We start from the raw sequence: 19907 nt of genomic DNA on the forward strand, positions 1-19907 counted from the left end.
ATGCATTGGAAATAGAAAGAATAGACATAACAGATATAATACCTGAAGACAAGGGACCGGATCAGCAGATAGTAGTAATGGATGAAAGAGCATTGAATTTTGACTTTGACAAATCAGTTGTAAAACCACAATACTTTGAAATGTTACATAAATTTATAGAATATGTAAACTTCAATGACTATGAAGTAGTAATAGAAGGACATACAGATTCTAAAGGAACAAATGCCTATAACATGGCACTTGGAATGAGAAGGGCACAAAGCGTAAAAGCTAAGTTGCTGGAATTTGGAATGGATCCAAGCAGAATAGTGGGAACAGTATCAAAAGGAGAAGAAGAACCGGTAGCAACAAACACAACAGACGAAGGAAGAGCACAAAACAGAAGAATAGAATTCAAGCTTTCAAGAAGAGGAAGCCAGCAGTAATAATAAAATGAGACTCTCTCAAATAGAAAAAAATAGTTCCTATATTATTTTTTGAGAAAGTCTCTATTTTTATGTAAATATTATTTATAGCATAAAATAATCACGAAAGAAAAATTCAGGCTCTTTGTCAAAAAAGGAGAGAAAATAAACAAAAAATATAAAATTATTGATAAATATTAAAAGTATAAAATTGACATTTTTGAAAAAATCAATTATAATTCAATGTAAGCTCATAAAGTTAACTTAATATAAAGGATGTCGTGATTGATAATGAAAAAAGTTCAATTTATAATAACTGCAACTATTCTGTCATTTGGATTGATTATATCTGCAGCATTGTTATCTAATGCAATGCACAATTCAGATAAAAATCAGAACAGAATAACAGTAAAAGGTGTAGCTGAAAAAAGAGTAAAAGCTGACAAGGCAATAATAAATGTCGTATTTTCAACATCTAATACAAAATTAGAAGATGCTCAGACAAATATATCCGAAAAGGAAAAAGCTGTTCTTGAAATTTTAAAATCTCTTGAATTAAAAGAAAATGAGTATCATATAAATAATGTTAAAATACAGCCTAATTTTTCAGAAAGACAGCAGGAAAGGGAAACTAAAATATTAAATTATGATGTTATGCAGTCTGTAGTTATTGCTCCAAAAAATATTGAGAGAAGTGATGAAATTTATGAAAAACTGCAGGAATTAAAACTGACATTTAATAATATGGAAATTGTAAAACCTGAGTATTATATTACAAGTATTGAGAAATATAAAAAGGATTTGCTTGTCAGTGCAACTGAAAATGCTGAAATGAGAGCTAGGGAAATGCTAAAAGTCAACAAAAATGAAATCGGTGGATTGGAAAATATGACGCAAGGACAGTTTGAAATTCTACCTGACAGGGAAGACTCAAAACATGTAAATGATGAGGAACCTAATCAAATGTATAAAAAACTGCGTTCAGTAGTAACAGCAACATATTTAATAAAATATTAAATTATAAAACTTATATAAAATTTTAGGAGGAAATTAGAAAATGAAACCAGCAGCAGAATTAAGACAAGGAAGCACATATAGAAAGGATAATATCCCATATTTGATACTTAAAGCTGAAAGACATCAGTCAACATCAGGTAAGAGACAAAGAGCAGCAGAAGTAAAATTCAAGACAAAAGAATTAATTTCAGGAAAAATTCAGGAAATTACTGTTCTTGCAACAGAACTTATGGATGATATTATTCTTGATAGAAACCAAATGCAATTCCTATATGAATCAGAAGGAGAATACTTCTTCATGGATCAGGAAACTTTTGAACAAATAGGTCTTACAGAAGAAGATTTAGGAGATGCAGTAAACTTCCTAATGGAAGAAATGATAATTCAAGTGCTTATGTATGAAGGAACACCAGTAGGAGTTGAATTACCTAACACAGTAATAAGAGAAGTTACTTATACTGAACCAGGATTAAAAGGGGACACAATAGGAAGAGCAACAAAACCTGCAACAATTTCTACAGGATATACTTTACAAGTACCTTTATTTGTAGTAATAGGGGATAAAATTAAAATTGATACAAGAACAGGGGAATACTTAGAAAGAGCTAACTAGAAATAAAAAGTATAATTTTATAAAAATAGACTGGCATACTCCAGTCTTTTTTGTTATAATAAATTCACAAAGTTTTTTGAGATTTTAATATTTTGAAAAATAGAAGTATAGGGGTTAATAAACAAATTAGATAAAAGGTGGGGATTTTTTTGAAAAGTATAAAAACAGCATTTTTATTACTGTTATTTTTTTATTGTCTAGTTAGTTGCGGAAAAATTTTTAATGAAAATATTTCTGAAGAATTGAGTATTGGAAAAGAAATTGTAAATAGTGATGATAAACAAAAGAAAAATGAGGGGAAAATAATAATAGCTTCTTTTAATGCAATGAGATTGGGGGAAAAGGAAAAAAATTATGAGGTAATGGCAAAAATTCTTTCAAACTTTGATTTGATTGGAATAGAAGAAGTAATGCATGAAAAGGGACTGAAAAAGTTAAAGGCTCATTTAGTAAAGCTTACAGGAGAAAAATGGGAATATATAATATCTGAAAATTCTGTTGGAAGTGAAGGATATCGTGAATATTATGGATATATTTACAGAAAAAAGAAGTTTCAGGAAGCTAGGAGAATAGGGTTTTACAAGGAAAAGAATGAAAATGAATTTATGAGGGAGCCTTATGGAGCATACTTTAAATCAGGAAATTTTGATTTTGTGTATGTTATATGTCATTCAATTTTTGGTGATAAGGAGACCCAGAGATTAATTGAAGCTTCAAATTATGTAAATGTATATGAATATTTTTTAAAGGAAAGTGGAGAAAGTGATATTATAATAGCAGGGGATTTTAATGTGCCGGCAGATAGTCCAGCCTTTAGAAATCTTTCAGAAAGAGCAGGAGTATCCTATCTCCTTTTGCCTGGAGAAAATCCCACTACGCTTTCAGATGAAAGGCTTGTAAGCTCGTATGATAATTTTTTTATAAATAAGGATAAAACAAGAGAATTTTTAGAAAATTCAGGAGTTTATAATTTTGTAAAAAACAATAATTATGCTATAATAAAAAAATACATATCAGATCATCTCCCTATATTTTCAGAATATTCTATTGAATATGATCTGGATTAATTGAAATGGAATAACATAAATTATAGGAAAAGATGAAAAATATAAAGGAGAATTATGGACAGTTCAGTTAAAGAATTATATAAAAAGGTTTTTACAATAGGAATACCAGTATCAATTGAAAATATGATATACAGTCTGATGAATTTTATAGATGTTTTCATGGTTGGGAAAGAGAATGTTGTACTGGGATTAGGAACAGCTGCAGTTGCAGGATTAGGTTTTGCAAATCAGATATTTATGATTTTTATAGTTTCACTTTTTGGATTGAACAGTGGAGGTGGAATACTTGCCGCTCAATACTATGGAAAAAAAGATTATAAAAATTTGAAAAAGTGTCTGGGAATAACAATTACTGTTGGACTTCTGTTTTCATTTTTATTTTTTCTAATGGGACTTTTTATTCCTGAAAAAATTATAGGAATCTTTACATCGGATCCTAAGGTTTTAAAATTAGGTGCAAATTATTTTAGAATAATAGCTCTTATTTATCCATTGATAGGACTAGGTTATTCCTTTAATATGCAGTTACGTGCAATTGGAAAGAATCAGTATTCCTTATATTCTACAATTATAGGATTATGTATCAATCTTGTAGGAAATTATCTTTTTATTAATGGAAACCTTGGTTTTCCGGCAATGGGAGTTGTAGGAGCTGCAATTGCTACAGTAATAGCGAGAATAGTGAGTGTTTTTTATCTGATATATATAATCTATAAAAATAAGTTGCCTATGGCAGGAAATTTCCAGGAATTATTCAAATTATCATGGAGTTTTATTGCGAAAGCATTGAAGATTTCCCTTCCTGTATTTGGTCATGAAATAATGTGGGTAACAGGTGTAAGCATGTATGTAATAATATATGGAAGAATAGGAACAGAAGCAACAGCTGCAATACAGGTTGTAAAATCAATAAGCAATCTTGTATTTACCCTTGTATTTGGATTATCAAGCGGTACAGCTGCCATAATTGGACAGGAAATAGGAGCAGGAAACGAGGAAAATGCATACAAATATGCAGTAGAACTGCTAAAAATTTCATTAGTAATAGGAACTGCTGTAGCTTTATTTGTTTATGCGATATGTCCTGTTGTATTAATTTTAATGAAGGTAGACAGTGCAATTTATCCATTAGCTAGACAAATAGTATTTTCTGAAGGAATTCTTATAATAATAAAAACTACTGGAACACTATTTATTGTGGGAGTTTTAAGAGCTGGCGGAGATACGTTGTGGACTATGTTTGCAGATCTAATTCCTTTATGGACATTTGCAATACCTCTGACGTATATTGCAGGACTTAAATTTGGACTTCCGATAGCACTTGTATATTTATGTTCAGGAAGTGATGAATTATTAAAAATGCCTTTCTGTATACAGAGATTGAAAAGTAGAAAATGGATAAATAACTTAGTAAAAACTTCTTAAATTGGGAGAAATTAAATGAATAAAAATAAAGATTTTAATGTAGAACTAAATAAAGATTCCAAAAAAAATAACAGAAAAGATGGTATGAAAAAGTATTTATTAATAGGAACTATGTTGTTAATGGCATCGTGTTCAACAATAAAGAATCCACCTTTAGGAATAAACTATGAAAGTCCTATACGTGAAACGGAAAATGCAGAGTTTCATTATGATTTGACGTATCTTGATAAGGATGGAAATATTCAGTATGACAGAAATTTATGGGATGCAACTCTTAAAGTAGTGGATAATGCAAAAGATTATCTTGTAATAGAAATGTTCCTATTTAATGACCTTTATAATAAGGATAAGGAACATTTTCCGGAATTTGCAAAGGAATATACTGAAAAACTTATAAAAAAGCAGAAAGAAAATCCAAATTTGAAGGTATATGTGCTGGCAGATGAGAATAATAATTTTTATGGTGCATTTGAACATCCATTTATAACATCAATGAAAAATGCAGGAATAAATGTAATTATAGTGGATATTTTTAAGTTGAAGGATACTTTTCCATGGTATTCCCCTTTCTGGAGAACATTTATAGAACCTATGGGAAATCCTCAGAATAAAGGTTGGATAACAAATTTTTATGGAGATATGTGGCCAAAACTTACTGTAAGAAATTTGTTAAGGGCGCTTAATGTAAAAGCCGATCATAAGAAGGTTTTTCTGAATGAAAAGGAAGTAGTAGTTTCCAGTGCAAACATTCATGATCCAAGTTATTTTCACGAAAATATTGCAGTATATGCTGACGGTCCTATAGTAAAGGATGTACTTCATGATTTACAGCTTGTTGCAAAGTTTTCTGATTCTGAGATAGATACAGGTAATTTTCATGAGGAAAGAGAAACTGTTGAGAATACTGCTAAAGATGATAAGATAGAAACTAATAAAGACATAGTAAATATTACAGGAGTATCAGAAAATTCTATTACTAATGAAGAAAAAAATGAAATTACAGATACAGAAGGAAAAACTTATAAAATACAGTATCTTACTGAAGCTGCGATAGGAAAACATTTGGATGCCGATATTGATAGTCTGAAAGCAGGTGATGAACTGCTTATGGGAATGTATTTTCTAGCTGATAAGGGAGTGATAGACAGATTAATCAAGGCGGCAAACAGAGGAGTAAAAATAAGAATAATTTTCGACAGAAGCAGGGATGCCTTTGGAATGAGTACAAATGGGCTTCCAAATAAACCTGTTTCAAAAAAATTGAAAAAGCACACAAAAGGAAAAATTGAAATAAAATGGTATTTTACAAATAATGAACAATATCACACAAAGATTACTCTAATGAAAAAAACAGACGGCAATGTTATAATCAACGCAGGATCTGCGAATCTAATAAAAAAGAATATTAGAGGATATATAATGGATTCAAACTTTAGAATACTTACAACTCAGGATTCAAAAATGTCAAAGGATATTTATGAATACTTTGACAGGCTATGGGAAAATAAAGATGGTTTATTTACAATAAACTTTGATGATGAACCGACAACAAGTGGATTTTCAGATTTTATGTATAAAATATTGGATGCTACACAGTTAGGTTCCTTCTAGAACAACAAAATTAGAAAATAAGGTGATGAAAAGATGAAGAAAAAGATATTTCTTTTGCTATTGATAGTAGCATTGGGAGCAATGACAGTATCATGTTTTAAGAAAAAAGATGACAAAAAAAATCAACAGACTACAGAGCAGAAAGATAATACAAATGGAACGATAAATACAGATATGTTTAATGCAGGAAATCAGCCTACAGGTAATCCAAATATAAAAAATCTTACCCCTGAAGAACAGCAGTTCCTGATTAATAATCAGATTGATCCGGCAAAAGTATCTCCTGCAATTGATAAAGCACAGCAGGGAGATAAGGAAGCTATACTTTCACTGGCACAACTTTATTTTAATTTGAAAGATAATGAAAAAACAAAAAAATATCTGCAAATGGGAGTAGATAAAAATTATCCTGAAGCTATTTATAACTTAGCTGTATTATTAAAACAGGAAGGTAAGGAAGCAGAAGCAAAGAAACTTATGGATAGATTACCTAAAAATGCCGCAGCTACTTCAAGACAGTTAAGACCAGGAGCACAGGCATATAATAATGGTATTGATTTGATAAAGGCTAAAAAATATAATGAAGCTAAGGCACAGTTTCAAAGTGCTTATAAACAAGGAATAAAAGAAGCAGATATACAGATAGCCCTATTAAATAAGGAAACTAAAAATTATAACGAGGCATTGAAATGGTTTAAACTTGCCCTTGGACGTGGAGTTACAGCCGCAAACTTTGAAATAGGGGCGATATTATACGATACAGGTAAGCAAAGTGAAGCAAGACCTTATCTTATGAAAGCTTATAATTCAGGAAATAAAGCATTAGCAATGCCTATTGCATTATCCTATCATAAAGAAAATAATATGAAGGAAGCGTTGAAATGGTATAAAATTGCCGCGAAAAATGGAGATAAGGATGCTAAGGCAGCAGTAGCTGAGATTGAAGGAGGAAGTAATAAAGTTAATTCAATCTTAGGTGATAATTCTAAGAGAAGTCTTACAGACAGTACAATTTCGAGCTTAAAAAATAATGAGCCAAAAAGTAACTCAATATTCAATCCTAGTATTGGGAAAAATGAGCAGACAAGTTCTCCAGATTACAATGTGAACTTAGATAAAAATTCCGGTAACAGTAAACAAACAAATACAGCAGCATCAGGTAAAGCAGATAACAAGTCTGCCAAACCGTCAAATGAACAGACACAGCAGCAGAAACAGGATGAAAAGGAACAGAAAAGAGCCGAAAAAGCAGTAGCTGATGCAATAAGAAGAGCTTCAAAAAGAAAAGGTTCAAATAAAGGTACAAGTAATCCAAATGCTGTACCATCAGATAAAAGCATTGAAGATGTGATAAATAAAAAGGCGGCTGAATATAAATAAAATTCATTATAAAAGAAACATATTTACTGAGTTAAAAGACAGTAAAGTGTTTCTTTTTCTTTTGGGTGGAAAAATTGAGAAAAAAAATGTCCTGCCGGTTAAAAAACAGACAGGACATAAAGATTTCAATATTTTAAAATAATAGTGTTATTATACCAAGTAAAGCATTTATAAGGAATGTATATGTAAGAAATATACGATTGAAGGATTTTGCAGTATCAGATGTAAAATTAAATGTAAGCAGCAGTGTGATATCTGAAATTATATATAATATTCCTTCTACTGATATATTTTTAAGCATAAAAAACTGATATTGTGTTGTTTTTAAAAATATAAGTATAGGTGGCAATAAAGGCCGGAAGGAATTAAAAAACAAATGCAGTAAAATAATTGATATTTCAAATATAAGAAGAAAAATAGTTATCCTCTCTGCAAATTTAGCTTTTCCTTCTGTTAAAAAAGTGATTCCAAATATCGAATATAGTCTCATAAATATTATCAAAATTGATAAAAACGCAAGTGTATTAGTCATTATTTATCTCCATAATTTATTTTTTTATATTTTAGCATATTTAAAAAATATAGTAAAGCCGACAATTTAAGAAAAAGGTGGAAATTATTTCAAAAGATTGATAAAATATGAACAACAATAATAAAGCAAAAAAGGAGCTGAAAATTATGAAGAAAATTTTAGTATTATTATTTATAGGTTTGGGATTATTAGTATTTGGAGACAACTCAAAATTTGAGTTGTTTGCAAATAATATAGGATATATTGAAGAAGTGAAGAAATATGATAATGGTAATGGAACAATAGAAAAACAGGTAAAGGATTATATGGAACTATTGGAATTTATCTATTCCAATAAAAAAAAGATGGGAGAAATTACCCGTCAGAAGCTGTATTCAAATTCAGATATGGAGTATCAGGCATATATGGAAAGAATGAAAACAGGAGAATTTAATAAACTTTTTAGAACATTTGGAATATTTATACCGATAGTAGAAAATATAAAATGGGAAGTGGAAAAGGAAACAGAAGAAGGTAAAGTTATAAAAGCTTCATCTGCTCATTCACGTGTATATATTAGAACAGTAAAAAAGGGAAATGGTTTTGAAATATCAGGAAAGCTGAAAGGTTATATAAAAATGGATCGTAGTCCTAATTCAGCTGATAAAAATTCAGAGGGAAAAAATGGAAGAACATATTTTGAAGAAATATCTGAAAGGGATTTAAATAGAAATTATTTGTTCAGATATTATCTGGAACAGACTAAATATAATGTTTACAAAAAAGTTACAGAAGAAAAATAGAAAATTTGGAAGGTAAATTTAAATGAAAATTGTAAAATATATATATAATTTTGATGATAAAGAAAAACATTGGGAATATTGTGAAAGAAATAAATTTCCATTTATACTTTTAAAAGATATAAATAAAGACTACACAGAAATATTTTATGATATTACTAATTTCAATGTAGATCTGGAATATATATCAAAAGAAATAAGCGATATATTTAATTCTTACAGGAAATTTACTTTGAGTGATAATTATTTTTGGGAAAAATATTCAGGACAATATTATTTTTTTGCATTTCCTGTTATGAAAAAACATTCTGAAATTATAGCAGAACAGCTATTTGATTACCTTTTGAAGTATTTAGAAAACTCAAAATAGAAAGAAGGAATTATTAAAAATAATTAGATAATTTTACTCATAAAGTCAATAAATATGGGAATAGAATAAAAAAATACCTAAAATAAAAATTAAAAAACAAAAAATTAATTATACAAAAAAAAAGAAGGAAATTTTCCTTCTTTTTTTTAAAAAAAGAGTATACTTAGTGTAGAAGAAAACAATTAGGAGGTAATAATTATGGCAATTAATGTCAGAAGTGAAATAAAACCATTAAAAAAAGTTTTATTACACAGACCTGGAAAAGAATTATTGAACTTAACACCTGATACATTAGGTAGATTATTGTTTGATGATATACCTTTTCTAAAAGTTGCACAACAGGAACACGATGCATTTGCACAAATTTTAAAGGATAACGGAGTAGAAGTTGTTTATCTGGAAGATTTGGCAGCTGAAACAATAGGTCAGTGTCCTGATTTAAGAAAAAAGTTTATAGAACAGTTTATTGTTGAAGGTGGAGTTTACACTGAAGAATATCAAAAAGCTTTATTTGAGTTCTTTGATGCATACAAAGACAACAAGGAATTGATCTTGAAAACTATGGAAGGTGTAAGATACGGAGAATTAAAAGTATCTTCTGAATCATTGGTCACTAAAATAAATGACGACAAGGATGAATTAATATTAGATCCTATGCCTAATTTATATTTCACAAGAGATCCGTTTGCTTCAATAGGTAACGGAGTAAGCATGAATAGAATGTATTCAGTTACAAGAAACAGAGAAACAATCTATGCAGATTATATCTTCAAATATCATAATGACTACAAAGGAAAAGTTCCTTACTTCTATGAAAGAGATAATAAATTCCATATAGAAGGTGGAGACATCCTTAACTTGAATGATAAAGTTCTTGCAATAGGAATTTCTCAACGTACTGAATCTGCTGCAATAGATAAAATAGCTAAAAATGTTTTTGCTTCAGCAGATAGTACAATCGAAACTATACTTGCATTTAGAATACCTTCATCAAGAGCGTTCATGCATTTAGATACAGTATTTACTCAAATTGATTACGATAAATTTACTATTCACCCAAATATTATGGGACCATTAGAAGTTTATGAATTAACTAAAAATGGAGATAAAGTAGAAATTAAATTATTAACTGATACATTAAAATCAATACTTGAAAAATATCTTGGTGTACCAGATGTTAAATTGATAAAATGTGGTGGAGAAGACAGAATAGCTGCTGAAAGAGAACAATGGAATGACGGATCAAACACATTATGTATAGCTCCTGGAGTTATAGTTGTTTATGAAAGAAACGATGTTTCAAATGCTCTTTTAAGAGAAGCAGGACTTAAAGTTCTTGAAATGCCAAGTGCCGAATTATCAAGAGGTCGTGGAGGCCCTAGATGTATGAGTATGCCTTTAGTTAGAGAAGACTAAAATATGAAAATATAAAAATCTAGAAAAAAAATTAAAAATGTGGTATATTTTTAAATATACTGAAACTAATCAACCGACTATAAATATAGCCGGTTGATTAGTTGAAAATATAAATTTATATTAAGAGAGGATGGTATTAAAATGCCAAAAAATTTAAGTGGAAGACATTTTTTAAAATTATTAGATTTCAGTAGTTCAGAAATCAGATATCTGTTAGATTTATCAAAACAGTTTAAAGAATTAAAATTAACAGGAACACCTCATAAATACCTAGAAGGAAAAAATATAGTTCTTTTATTTGAAAAAACTTCAACTCGTACTAGATGTTCATTTGAAGTTGCAGGAATGGATTTAGGAATGGGTGTTACTTACCTTGATCCAGGAAGTTCTCAAATGGGTAAAAAAGAAAGTATCGAAGATACTGCACGTGTTTTAGGAAGAATGTATGATGGAATCGAATATAGAGGATTTGATCAGGAAATAGTTCAAGAATTGGCTGATAATGCAGGAGTACCTGTATGGAACGGATTGACTAATGAATTCCACCCAACTCAAATGTTGGCAGATTTATTAACAATCGAAGAAAATTTTGGACATTTAAAAGGTCTTAACTTTGTGTACATGGGAGACACAAGAAACAACTTAGGAAACTCTTTATTAGTAGCATGTGCTAAAATGGGACTTAACTTTACTGCATGCGGACCAAAAGATTTAAAACCAGCTCCTGAATTAATAGAAGCTGCTGAAGCAATTGCTAAGGAAACTGGAAGCGTAATCAGATTTACTGAAGATGTTAAGGAAGCTTGTACAGATGCTGATGTTATCTATACTGATATATGGGTATCTATGGGAGAACCTGATGAAATTTGGGAAAAAAGAATTAATGAATTGAAAAAATTCCAAGTAAACAAAGAAGCTATGAGCTATGCTAAAGAAACAGCAATCTTCTTACACTGCTTACCTTCATTCCATGATTTAAAAACTACAATCGGAGCAGAAATAAATGAAAAATTTGGATTACCTGAAATGGAAGTAACAGACGAAGTTTTTGAAAGCCCTCAATCAAAAGTATTCGATCAAGCTGAAAACAGAATGCATACAATTAAAGCAGTAATGTATGCAACATTAAAATAGTAATGGCAAAAAGAATAGTAGTAGCGCTTGGAGGAAACGCTTTAGGAAACTCTCCTGAAGAGCAGTTAAAACTTGTAAAAAATACTGCAAAATCAATCGTTGATATGACTAAAGAGGGGTACGAAGTAATAGTAGGTCATGGAAACGGTCCTCAAGTGGGAATGATAAATTTAGCTATGGATTATGCAGCAAACGGAGAAGTAAAAACTCCTTATATGCCTTTTGCTGAATGTGGTGCAATGAGTCAAGGATACATTGGATATCACCTTCAACAGGCAATAAGAGAAGAATTACAGGCTCAAAACATTAAAAAAGGTGTTGTTACATTGGTAACACAGGTAGTTGTAGACAAGAACGATCCTGCATTTACTAATTTAACAAAACCAATAGGTATGTTCTATAGTAAAGAAGAGGCAGATAAAATTGCCACTGAAAAAGGATTTACATTTGTAGAAGATGCCGGAAGAGGTTACAGAAGAGTAGTTGCATCACCTTTACCTAAAAAAATAGTAGAAATTGAAGAAGTGGAAACACTTGTAAACAATGGTACTATTGTAATCACTGTTGGTGGTGGAGGAATACCTGTAGTTGAAGAAGACGGTCACTATAAGGGAGTAGATGCAGTTATAGACAAAGATAAGTCAAGTTCTAAACTTGCAGCTGATTTAAAAGCTGATATGCTTGTTATATTGACTGCTGTTGACAAGGTATATATTAATTATAATAAACCTGATCAAAAAGAATTAGACACATTAAATATCGAGGAAGTTAAAAAGTATATTGAAGAAGGACATTTTGCTAAAGGAAGTATGTTGCCAAAAATAGAAGCATGTATGGAATATGTAGTAAATAATCCTAATGGACAGGCCATAATTACTTCGTTACAGAATGCCGGTTCAGCATTAGCTGGAAACACAGGAACAGTTATAAAACATTAGTTTTAATATTGGTTATGGGGGCTTATATGCCCTCATGCCCTGTTACAATAATTAAATACAAATCTAAGAGGAAAGTAGGAGAATGATATGGCAAAGAAAAAAGGTGTACAGTTATCAGCTTTTTCAATATTGTTTCTTATAATAATAGGATTAGCACTTTTAACATGGGTTTTCCCACAAGTTGACAACGCTTCACTTGCTACAGTGGTAATGGCTCCATTTAATGGATTTAAAGAAGCAATAGATGTATGTATATTTATATTGTTACTTGGTGGATTTTTGGGAGTTGTTACAAAAACAGGAGCTTTGGATGCCGGTGTAGGTTCACTTGTAAAAAAACTAAAAGGAAATGAAACACTTCTAATAGTCGTATTGATGGTTTTATTCTCAATTGGTGGTACAACATATGGTATGGCTGAAGAAACAGTTGCATTCTATGTGTTAATATGTTCTACAATGGTTGCGGCTGGATTTGATACAACTGTAGGAGTTGCTACTATAATGCTTGGTGCAGGAGTAGGAGTTCTTGGGTCTACTGTTAACCCATTTGCAGTAGGAGTTGCCCTAGATGCATTAAAGGAAAAAGGAATTCAGTACAATAGTGGAACTGTAATATTATTAGGATCAATATTATGGATTACTGCTCTATTAGCCGCTATTTTCTATGTTTTAAAATATGCTAATAAAGTAAAAGCAGAAAAAGGTTCAACAATATTATCATTACAGGAACAAAATGACATGCAGGAACATTTCGGACATGCAAATTTTGATAATATAGAATTCACATCAAAAACAAGAGTTACTTTAATTATATTCGCTATCACATTTATTATAATGGTTATTTCATTAATTCCATGGGAAAATTTTGGAATTACTATCTTTAAGGGATGGACAAGCTTTTTAACTGGAACATCTTTAGGGGAATGGTATTTTGCTGAACTTTCTATGTGGTTCTTATTATCTGGTATTTTAATAGGAATAGTTAATGGATTTAAAGAACAGGAAATTATAGATTCATTTATGGATGGAGTAAAGGATATATTAAGTGTTGTATTAATAATCGCAGTTGCAAGAGGTGCATCAGTACTTATGGCGGCTACTAAATTTGATACATTTATACTTAATTCTGCTTCAAAAGCATTAAATGGACTTTCTCCAATTATATTTGCACCAGCTTCTTACGTTTTATTCCTTGTGCTGTCATTCTTAATTCCATCAACATCAGGATTGGCTTCAGTTGCGTTCCCAGTTTTAGGACCTCTGACAGCGGCATTAAAATATAGTCCGGAAGTTATGGTATTGATATTCAGTGCAGCTTCAGGAGTTATAAACCTTATAACACCTACATCAGGAGTTGTAATGGGAGGACTTGCAACTGCAAGAGTACAATATACAACTTGGATTAAATTCGTAGCAAAATTAATAGCTATAATAGTTGTAATGGATATTGTAATACTAACTGTTGCAATGATGATAATAAAGTGATAAAATAAAAGAAAAATATTATAGTGAGGAAAAAGTATATGCTTAATGAACTGGACTTGCAACTTCAGATGGACAAACATTATGAACTATGTTCTTTTGATGTTGAATATTTGGAAGAGCCTGTCAAACCGGTAATTCATAATATACCAAAATTGTTGTTTTTTACTGAAGGAACAGGAAAAATAAAAATTTATAATAAGGAATTTGATATAGTACCAAATACATTATTAATGATATTTCCTTGGGAAATTGTAGAAATTACTCAAGTTGAAAAACCTTTAGCCATGATGAAGATATCCTATAATTCGGTATTTAATAACTTTATTTTGAATTCATTGAATAGATATAAAAAAAGCAAAAACAATATACTTTCTCTTATAAAAAAAATACCGGTTGTTTATTTTAATAAAATAGAAGCAAAAACAATAAAAAATATATTTTATGAAATAAAGAATGAAGTAGGCTTGGAATCATTATCGGATTTCAAGCCATTTTTTGATATAAGGAAAGAAGAAAATGCTACAAAAGATGAATTTGATTTGAGTACGGTTTATATAACAAATAAGCTTACTGAACTGATAATTCTTATTGCCAAGAAAAATATCCGTGATGAAAAGTGTGTAAACAAAAAGGAAGAAGATGAGACAAATATAGTTAAGTATATTTATGCCCATCTGAATGAAAAACTTACCTTAAATAAACTTTCAGTTATATTTTTCATGAGTGAATCTTCAATATCAAAGTATCTTGAGGAAGTAACAGGCTTCATGTTTAATGATCTGTTAAGGCATATGAGGATTTCGAAGGCATTAAACCTGCTAGTCTATACAGATTTAAATATTGAGGAAATTGCTCATCTTGTAGGTTTCGTAGATGGAGCACATATTTCAAATTTATGCAGTAAGCATTTAAAAATGTCACCAAATAAATATAGGGAAAAATATAAGGATATGTATCAGATATTCAATGAAAAGGAACAACAGCTCGTTTCAGATGTAATAAAATATATTTACGAAAATTATACAAAGGAATTAACAATCAATGATGTAACAGAAAAATTCAATATAACAGATACAAAACTAAATAAAATATTGATGTCCTATTCTGGAAAAAGGTTTATAGAATTTCTGAATGCTTTAAAAATAGACAAGGCGTGTGAAATGCTTTTAACAACTGATAAAAGTGTTATAGATATCTCATTTGAACTGGGATTTAATACAGTGAAAACGTTTAATAATAATTTTTCAAAACTAAAAAATATGTCGCCGACTGATTTTAGGAAAACAGTAAAACATGGTTCTTAACATACTTGAATTTTAATACTACATAAATAAATGAGATGGATGGTGGAAATATGCAATTAGTAAATATAGAAATCAGAAATATACTAAAAAAGAAAATAGAAAATATGTTTGAAAGAAAGTTTAAAAATATTGATATACAGTATTCTACAAAAAAGGAGTTTGGAGATTTTCAGACAAATTTTGCGTTAATAAATTCTGAAACTATTGGAAAAACTCCTGATGAAATAGGAAAAATGATAATTGAAAGTCTAGAAAAAGATAAAGAAAATGATATTATTGATAAAATTGAAATAGCAGGACCTGGTTTTCTGAATATATTTTTAAAAAATTCCAAGATAAGAAAAAATTTAAGAAAGATAGGTATTGAAAAATATGATTTTCCGATTGATACATCTAAAAAAGTTTTGGTAGATTATTCGTCTCCAAATATAGGGAAAAGAATGCATATTGGACATTTAAGAAGTACGATAATCGGAGATTCTTTAAAGCGTATATTTGAATATATGGGTTTTAAAGTATTAGGGGATAATCATTTAGGAGATTGGGGAAGCCGGTTTGGTAAATTGATAATAGGATATAAAAAATGGCTAAATATAGAAGAGTATGAAAAGAATCCAATTGGAGAAATGGAAAGACTTTACGTAAAGTTTTCTGAGGAAGCGCAGTTAAATCCTGAACTGGAGGTTATGGCCAAGGAAGAATGGATGAAACTGAAGGCAGGAGATGAAGAAAACAGAAAATTATGGCAAAGTTTTGTAGATCATTCATTTTGTGAATTTAAGGTTTTCTATAGAAAGATGGATATAAAATTTGATTATTGCATAGGGGAATCCTTCTATAATGATATAATTCCAGAAACATTAAAAATACTTGATGAAAAGAAAATTACTACTAATATAGATGGGGAATCAAAGGTATTTTTTAAAGAGGAAGATAAGATTGAGCCATGCGTAGTAAAGAAAAAGGCAGAAAATAGTTATCTTTATTCTACAACTGATTTGGCAACCCTTAAATACAGAAAGGATATTTTGAAAATAGACCATTCGGTCTATGTTGCTGTAGAGAAGCAGAAAGAACATTTCCGGCAGGTATTTAAAATTGCAGAAATGATGGGGAAGCCCTATGACTACAAGAAAAATCATGTATGGTTCGGTATTATAAGATTTGAAGATAGTGTTATGTTATCTTTAAAAAAGTGTGGAATGATAAGACTGATTGATATACTCAATCAGGCGATAGAAGAAGCAAAAATAGTAATAGATATTAAAAATCCGACTTTTCCTGAAGAAGAAAAGATGAAAATAGCTGAAATAGTTGGACTTGGAGCAATAAAGCATTTTAACTTAAGCCAGAACAGAATGAGTTCAATTTCTTTTTCATGGGATAAAATTCTGAATTTTGAAGGAAATACATCACCTTATTTACAATATACATATGCCAGAATAATGTCCATATTTAGAAAAATGGATGAAGAAAGTCATGAGATTAACAATACTTATGATGCTGAATATAATGAATTAGATGATGATTTTAATGAAAATGAAAGGGAACTGGCGGTAAAACTTCTGAAATTTCCAAATGCTATATTAAAAGCTTATGACTTGTGCAAACCTAACCTTATTACTGACTATTTATTTGAAACTGCCAAAATTTTCAATAGTTTTTATGCAGGGGAGTCCATTATTAGGGAAGAGGATAAAAAGAAATTTAATACAAGACTTCTTCTTGCTGAAAAAACAGCAGTAACGCTTAAAGAAGGATTGTCGCTTCTTGGAATAAAAGTTCTGGAGAAAATGTAAGTTTTTTAATAATGGAAAAAATTTTTAAATAGTTTAATGGAAAATAAAAAGTTAAAATCATGTAAGAGGTGGCTATGAATATATTTGAAATAGAAAAATTACCTGGAATAGAAGAAGAGGAAATTGTAGATATTCTAAAGGAAAATGAGGATGTTAAAATTGAAAGGATAATTTCTACAGGACAGGTTTCCGACTGGATGGTACAGGAAAAGAGGGAATACGTTCTTTTGATTCAAGGTAATGCAGTTATTGAATTTAATGATAAAACAGTGGAAATGAAATCCGGGGATACATTATTTATTGAAAAAAGTGAAAGGCACAGGGTGGCTTACACCAGTGAAAGTCCATGCTGTATATGGTTCTGTGTACATTTTTAAATAATATGTCATGTATTTTAGAAATATGGATAAAATGAAGTGAAGGAAATGAAATTTAATAAAAATTTTATCTTTCGGTTGAAATATGGGGAAAAATATTGTATAATTATTGTGAAAAGTAAGCGAATCCCTGCTCTTTGATGTAATATTGTTAATAAAGTGGGAAGCTAATAGGAGAAAGTGAATCCCTGCTTTTTGAAGGAAATTCGTTCGATAAAGTGGGAAGCTAATAGGAGAAAGCGAATCCCTGCTCTTTGATGAAATATTGTTAATAAAGTGGGAAATGAAAAAAGAAGCAATAGGGCGATAAATTAATCGCCCTATTATAATAGGGGGAATAGAGGGAAAATGAAAAAGGAGATGAATAAATTGATATTTTTAGATAAAGCGGTTATTTTTTTGAAAAATAATTTAACAAAATCAAGAAGTGAAATAGAAGAAGGACTTGAAGATATAATAAAGCAGAACATTATGAAATACCTGACAAATAAGGTTGGATACAGTAAAACCGAAATAAATAATATTGTAGTGACACTTGTAATTGATTTTGAAAAGAAGGAAAAGGAAACAAAACTTGTAATTGAAGAATATTTATTTGAAATAAATCATAAGAATAAAACAGTATTGAAAATATATAGACTTGGTGCAGAAAATGACTTTTTTGTATCAGAAAACTTAAAAGAACTGGGCATGGAAATAGAAATATTTGAAAATGGAGTTGGAATAACAGGGTAGGAGATATTCATAATAAAAAGAGGCTGTCTTAAAAAATTCTAAATAATTAAAGGATATAGTTTTTGCATTATTTTTCGAATTTTTGAGACAGCTATTTTTGTTATTTATTTTTCATATAGTCTACATTAAGAAAAACTGTTATTAACATACAGCTTGAAAATAAAGTACTAAATGAATAATATATACTTTGTACAATTATATACATAATTGTAAGGTTGCCATAGGGTGGGACAGGATTAAACTTAAAAATTCCAGAAAGTAGTTTAAGGAAAAAAACGTTTAATAGAAAATAAATTATTGAAAGAAATAAAGCAACCAATCTTTTACCTTTTGAAATACGATATGTATATTTTAAAGATTCTTTTACTGATAAATTTCTTGCCATAAAAACAGGAGTTAAATAAATAAAAATTATTCCAAAAATAATAAAAACAATCATCAAAGCTGTTAAAAATAAAATCATTTCTCCATGAGATGATAAATCTTCGTATGAATCAAAAGAATAAAAATAATTTCGTAAATCCCATATTATTATATAAACAGATAATATTGCAGAATAAATAAAAGCTTTTGAAATAGATTTTTTTAAGTCTATACTACCTTTATTTTCAATTCTATAAATAATTTTTTTAAGTAGTACACAAGATATAGCATTATTTGACATATATAAAATATATATTAAAAATGTAATCATAAAATAAAGTTTATCATTATCTGGATGAATAAAAGTTATCATACAGCTAAAAATGAATTTCTGTAAAGAATATAGGATAAGAAATATTTTTTCAGTTTTGATGCTTTCTTTCCAAAGTAAAAAGGCTTTAAAAAAATATTCCTTCATGGAAAGATACCTTTCTGATAAATCCAATTTAAATTTGTCAATGTTAGATAAATTATGCATTATTTCCTCCTAGATTTTTATTTCTTACAAAACTGACTTTTCTACTTATAATTTTCCCAAATTCCTTTTTGTAGATGGAATGGTATTCTTCAAAAGTAACAGGTGAATTATATGTCAGAACTTCCATTTCAGTTCCAAAAAAGTTTATTATGAAGGGCATTTCCAGCATTCCGTTTTTTAGATAGAAATTTTTTCTTCTTTTTCTTTCTTCCTTATTTTCAGACTCTGTTTCAGTATTTTCTATTTCAAGGAAAATCTTTTTATTAGAATAACGTTCTTTCAGCAGTTTTAATGCTTTCGAGCCAATCCCTTTACCTCTTTTTTCACTTGAAATGGCAAAATATGCTATCAGTGCAAGATTATTTTGTAATGCTGTAATTGCCAGGCCTAGAAACTCACCTTTGTTATTTTTTAAGGAAAGAACTTCAGTTGTCCCCCTCCATTGCTTAAGAAGAATGAAAGGAAAAGGCTTTCTCTCATTCTTTGGAAAAGACTTTAAATATAGACGATATATATTCATAAGATTTCTAGGTCTTCTACTTTTTACTAGTTTCATAAAGATTCCTTTCAGAATAATTTTTATTGCTTTATTCGTTATTTTTTCTTATAATAATTATAGC

20 protein-coding genes are annotated in these 19907 nt (G+C 29.5%); 17 read left to right on the top strand and 3 right to left on the bottom strand.

Annotated elements, in window-relative coordinates:
- From HMPREF1984_RS06945 to HMPREF1984_RS06975, 7 genes are all read left to right on the top strand, one after another.
- Window positions 1–425 (top strand): OmpA family protein (locus tag HMPREF1984_RS06945; protein WP_021767241.1); only part of this gene is annotated, 425 nt, incomplete at its 5' end.
- A gap of 270 nt (window positions 426–695) precedes the next feature.
- Window positions 696–1421, top strand: coding sequence for an SIMPL domain-containing protein (locus HMPREF1984_RS06950; RefSeq protein WP_021767242.1), 726 nt, complete (start codon window positions 696–698; stop codon window positions 1419–1421).
- A 40-nt stretch (window positions 1422–1461) separates the two neighbouring features.
- Complete coding sequence (gene efp / locus HMPREF1984_RS06955) at window positions 1462–2034, top strand: elongation factor P (protein WP_021767243.1); 573 nt, start codon at window positions 1462–1464, stop codon at window positions 2032–2034.
- Between the two features lie 149 nt (window positions 2035–2183).
- Complete coding sequence (locus HMPREF1984_RS06960) at window positions 2184–3101, top strand: endonuclease/exonuclease/phosphatase family protein (RefSeq protein WP_036100135.1); 918 nt, start codon at window positions 2184–2186, stop codon at window positions 3099–3101.
- 54 nt (window positions 3102–3155) lie between these two features.
- Window positions 3156–4526, top strand: a complete 1371-nt coding sequence (locus HMPREF1984_RS06965) for an MATE family efflux transporter (RefSeq protein WP_021767245.1) — start codon at window positions 3156–3158, stop codon at window positions 4524–4526.
- A gap of 84 nt (window positions 4527–4610) precedes the next feature.
- On the top strand, window positions 4611–6137 hold the full coding sequence (locus HMPREF1984_RS06970; protein ID WP_036100227.1) for a phospholipase D family protein: 1527 nt from the start codon (window positions 4611–4613) through the stop codon (window positions 6135–6137).
- A gap of 33 nt (window positions 6138–6170) precedes the next feature.
- Window positions 6171–7517: a lipopolysaccharide assembly protein LapB gene (locus tag HMPREF1984_RS06975; RefSeq protein WP_021767247.1), complete on the top strand. Its 1347-nt coding sequence runs from the start codon at window positions 6171–6173 to the stop codon at window positions 7515–7517.
- Between the two features lie 133 nt (window positions 7518–7650).
- Here HMPREF1984_RS06975 and HMPREF1984_RS06980 read toward each other — a convergent pair whose 3' ends face one another.
- On the bottom strand, window positions 7651–8049 hold the full coding sequence (locus HMPREF1984_RS06980) for a hypothetical protein (protein WP_021767248.1): 399 nt from the start codon (window positions 8047–8049) through the stop codon (window positions 7651–7653).
- Between the two features lie 146 nt (window positions 8050–8195).
- Between HMPREF1984_RS06980 and HMPREF1984_RS06985 the strand changes: the two genes are divergently transcribed.
- From HMPREF1984_RS06985 to HMPREF1984_RS07030, 10 genes are all read left to right on the top strand, one after another.
- On the top strand, window positions 8196–8831 hold the full coding sequence (locus HMPREF1984_RS06985; RefSeq protein ID WP_156894260.1) for a hypothetical protein: 636 nt from the start codon (window positions 8196–8198) through the stop codon (window positions 8829–8831).
- A 22-nt stretch (window positions 8832–8853) separates the two neighbouring features.
- Entirely contained in the window at window positions 8854–9198 is a 345-nt protein-coding gene (locus HMPREF1984_RS06990; protein WP_021767250.1) for a hypothetical protein, read from the top strand.
- Window positions 9199–9396: 198 nt separating this feature from the next.
- Complete coding sequence (gene arcA / locus HMPREF1984_RS06995) at window positions 9397–10614, top strand: arginine deiminase (protein ID WP_021767251.1); 1218 nt, start codon at window positions 9397–9399, stop codon at window positions 10612–10614.
- A gap of 141 nt (window positions 10615–10755) precedes the next feature.
- Window positions 10756–11748, top strand: a complete 993-nt coding sequence (gene argF / locus HMPREF1984_RS07000) for an ornithine carbamoyltransferase (RefSeq protein WP_021767252.1) — start codon at window positions 10756–10758, stop codon at window positions 11746–11748.
- Window positions 11749–11750: 2 nt separating this feature from the next.
- Window positions 11751–12686, top strand: a complete 936-nt coding sequence (arcC, locus tag HMPREF1984_RS07005) for a carbamate kinase (protein WP_021767253.1) — start codon at window positions 11751–11753, stop codon at window positions 12684–12686.
- Window positions 12687–12773: 87 nt separating this feature from the next.
- The gene (locus HMPREF1984_RS07010) at window positions 12774–14171 is read left to right on the top strand and encodes a YfcC family protein (RefSeq protein ID WP_021767254.1); all 1398 of its coding nucleotides are present in this window, start codon (window positions 12774–12776) and stop codon (window positions 14169–14171) included.
- Window positions 14172–14209: 38 nt separating this feature from the next.
- Entirely contained in the window at window positions 14210–15475 is a 1266-nt protein-coding gene (locus tag HMPREF1984_RS07015; RefSeq protein WP_021767255.1) for an AraC family transcriptional regulator, read from the top strand.
- A gap of 50 nt (window positions 15476–15525) precedes the next feature.
- Entirely contained in the window at window positions 15526–17274 is a 1749-nt protein-coding gene (gene argS / locus HMPREF1984_RS07020) for an arginine--tRNA ligase (RefSeq protein WP_036100137.1), read from the top strand.
- A gap of 74 nt (window positions 17275–17348) precedes the next feature.
- Window positions 17349–17651: a cupin domain-containing protein gene (locus tag HMPREF1984_RS07025; protein ID WP_021767257.1), complete on the top strand. Its 303-nt coding sequence runs from the start codon at window positions 17349–17351 to the stop codon at window positions 17649–17651.
- Window positions 17652–17999: 348 nt separating this feature from the next.
- On the top strand, window positions 18000–18386 hold the full coding sequence (locus tag HMPREF1984_RS07030; protein ID WP_021767258.1) for a hypothetical protein: 387 nt from the start codon (window positions 18000–18002) through the stop codon (window positions 18384–18386).
- Window positions 18387–18486: 100 nt separating this feature from the next.
- On the opposite strand, the gene HMPREF1984_RS07035 is transcribed toward HMPREF1984_RS07030, so the two are convergent.
- The gene (locus tag HMPREF1984_RS07035) at window positions 18487–19227 is read right to left on the bottom strand and encodes a hypothetical protein (protein WP_198011771.1); all 741 of its coding nucleotides are present in this window, start codon (window positions 19225–19227) and stop codon (window positions 18487–18489) included.
- A gap of 52 nt (window positions 19228–19279) precedes the next feature.
- Window positions 19280–19843 (bottom strand): GNAT family N-acetyltransferase, encoded by a 564-nt coding sequence (locus HMPREF1984_RS07040; RefSeq protein WP_021767260.1) that lies wholly within the window; start codon window positions 19841–19843, stop codon window positions 19280–19282.
- Window positions 19844–19907 lie beyond the last annotated feature (64 nt).

Source organism: Leptotrichia sp. oral taxon 215 str. W9775 (genome assembly GCF_000469505.1).
GTDB lineage: Bacteria > Fusobacteriota > Fusobacteriia > Fusobacteriales > Leptotrichiaceae > Leptotrichia_A.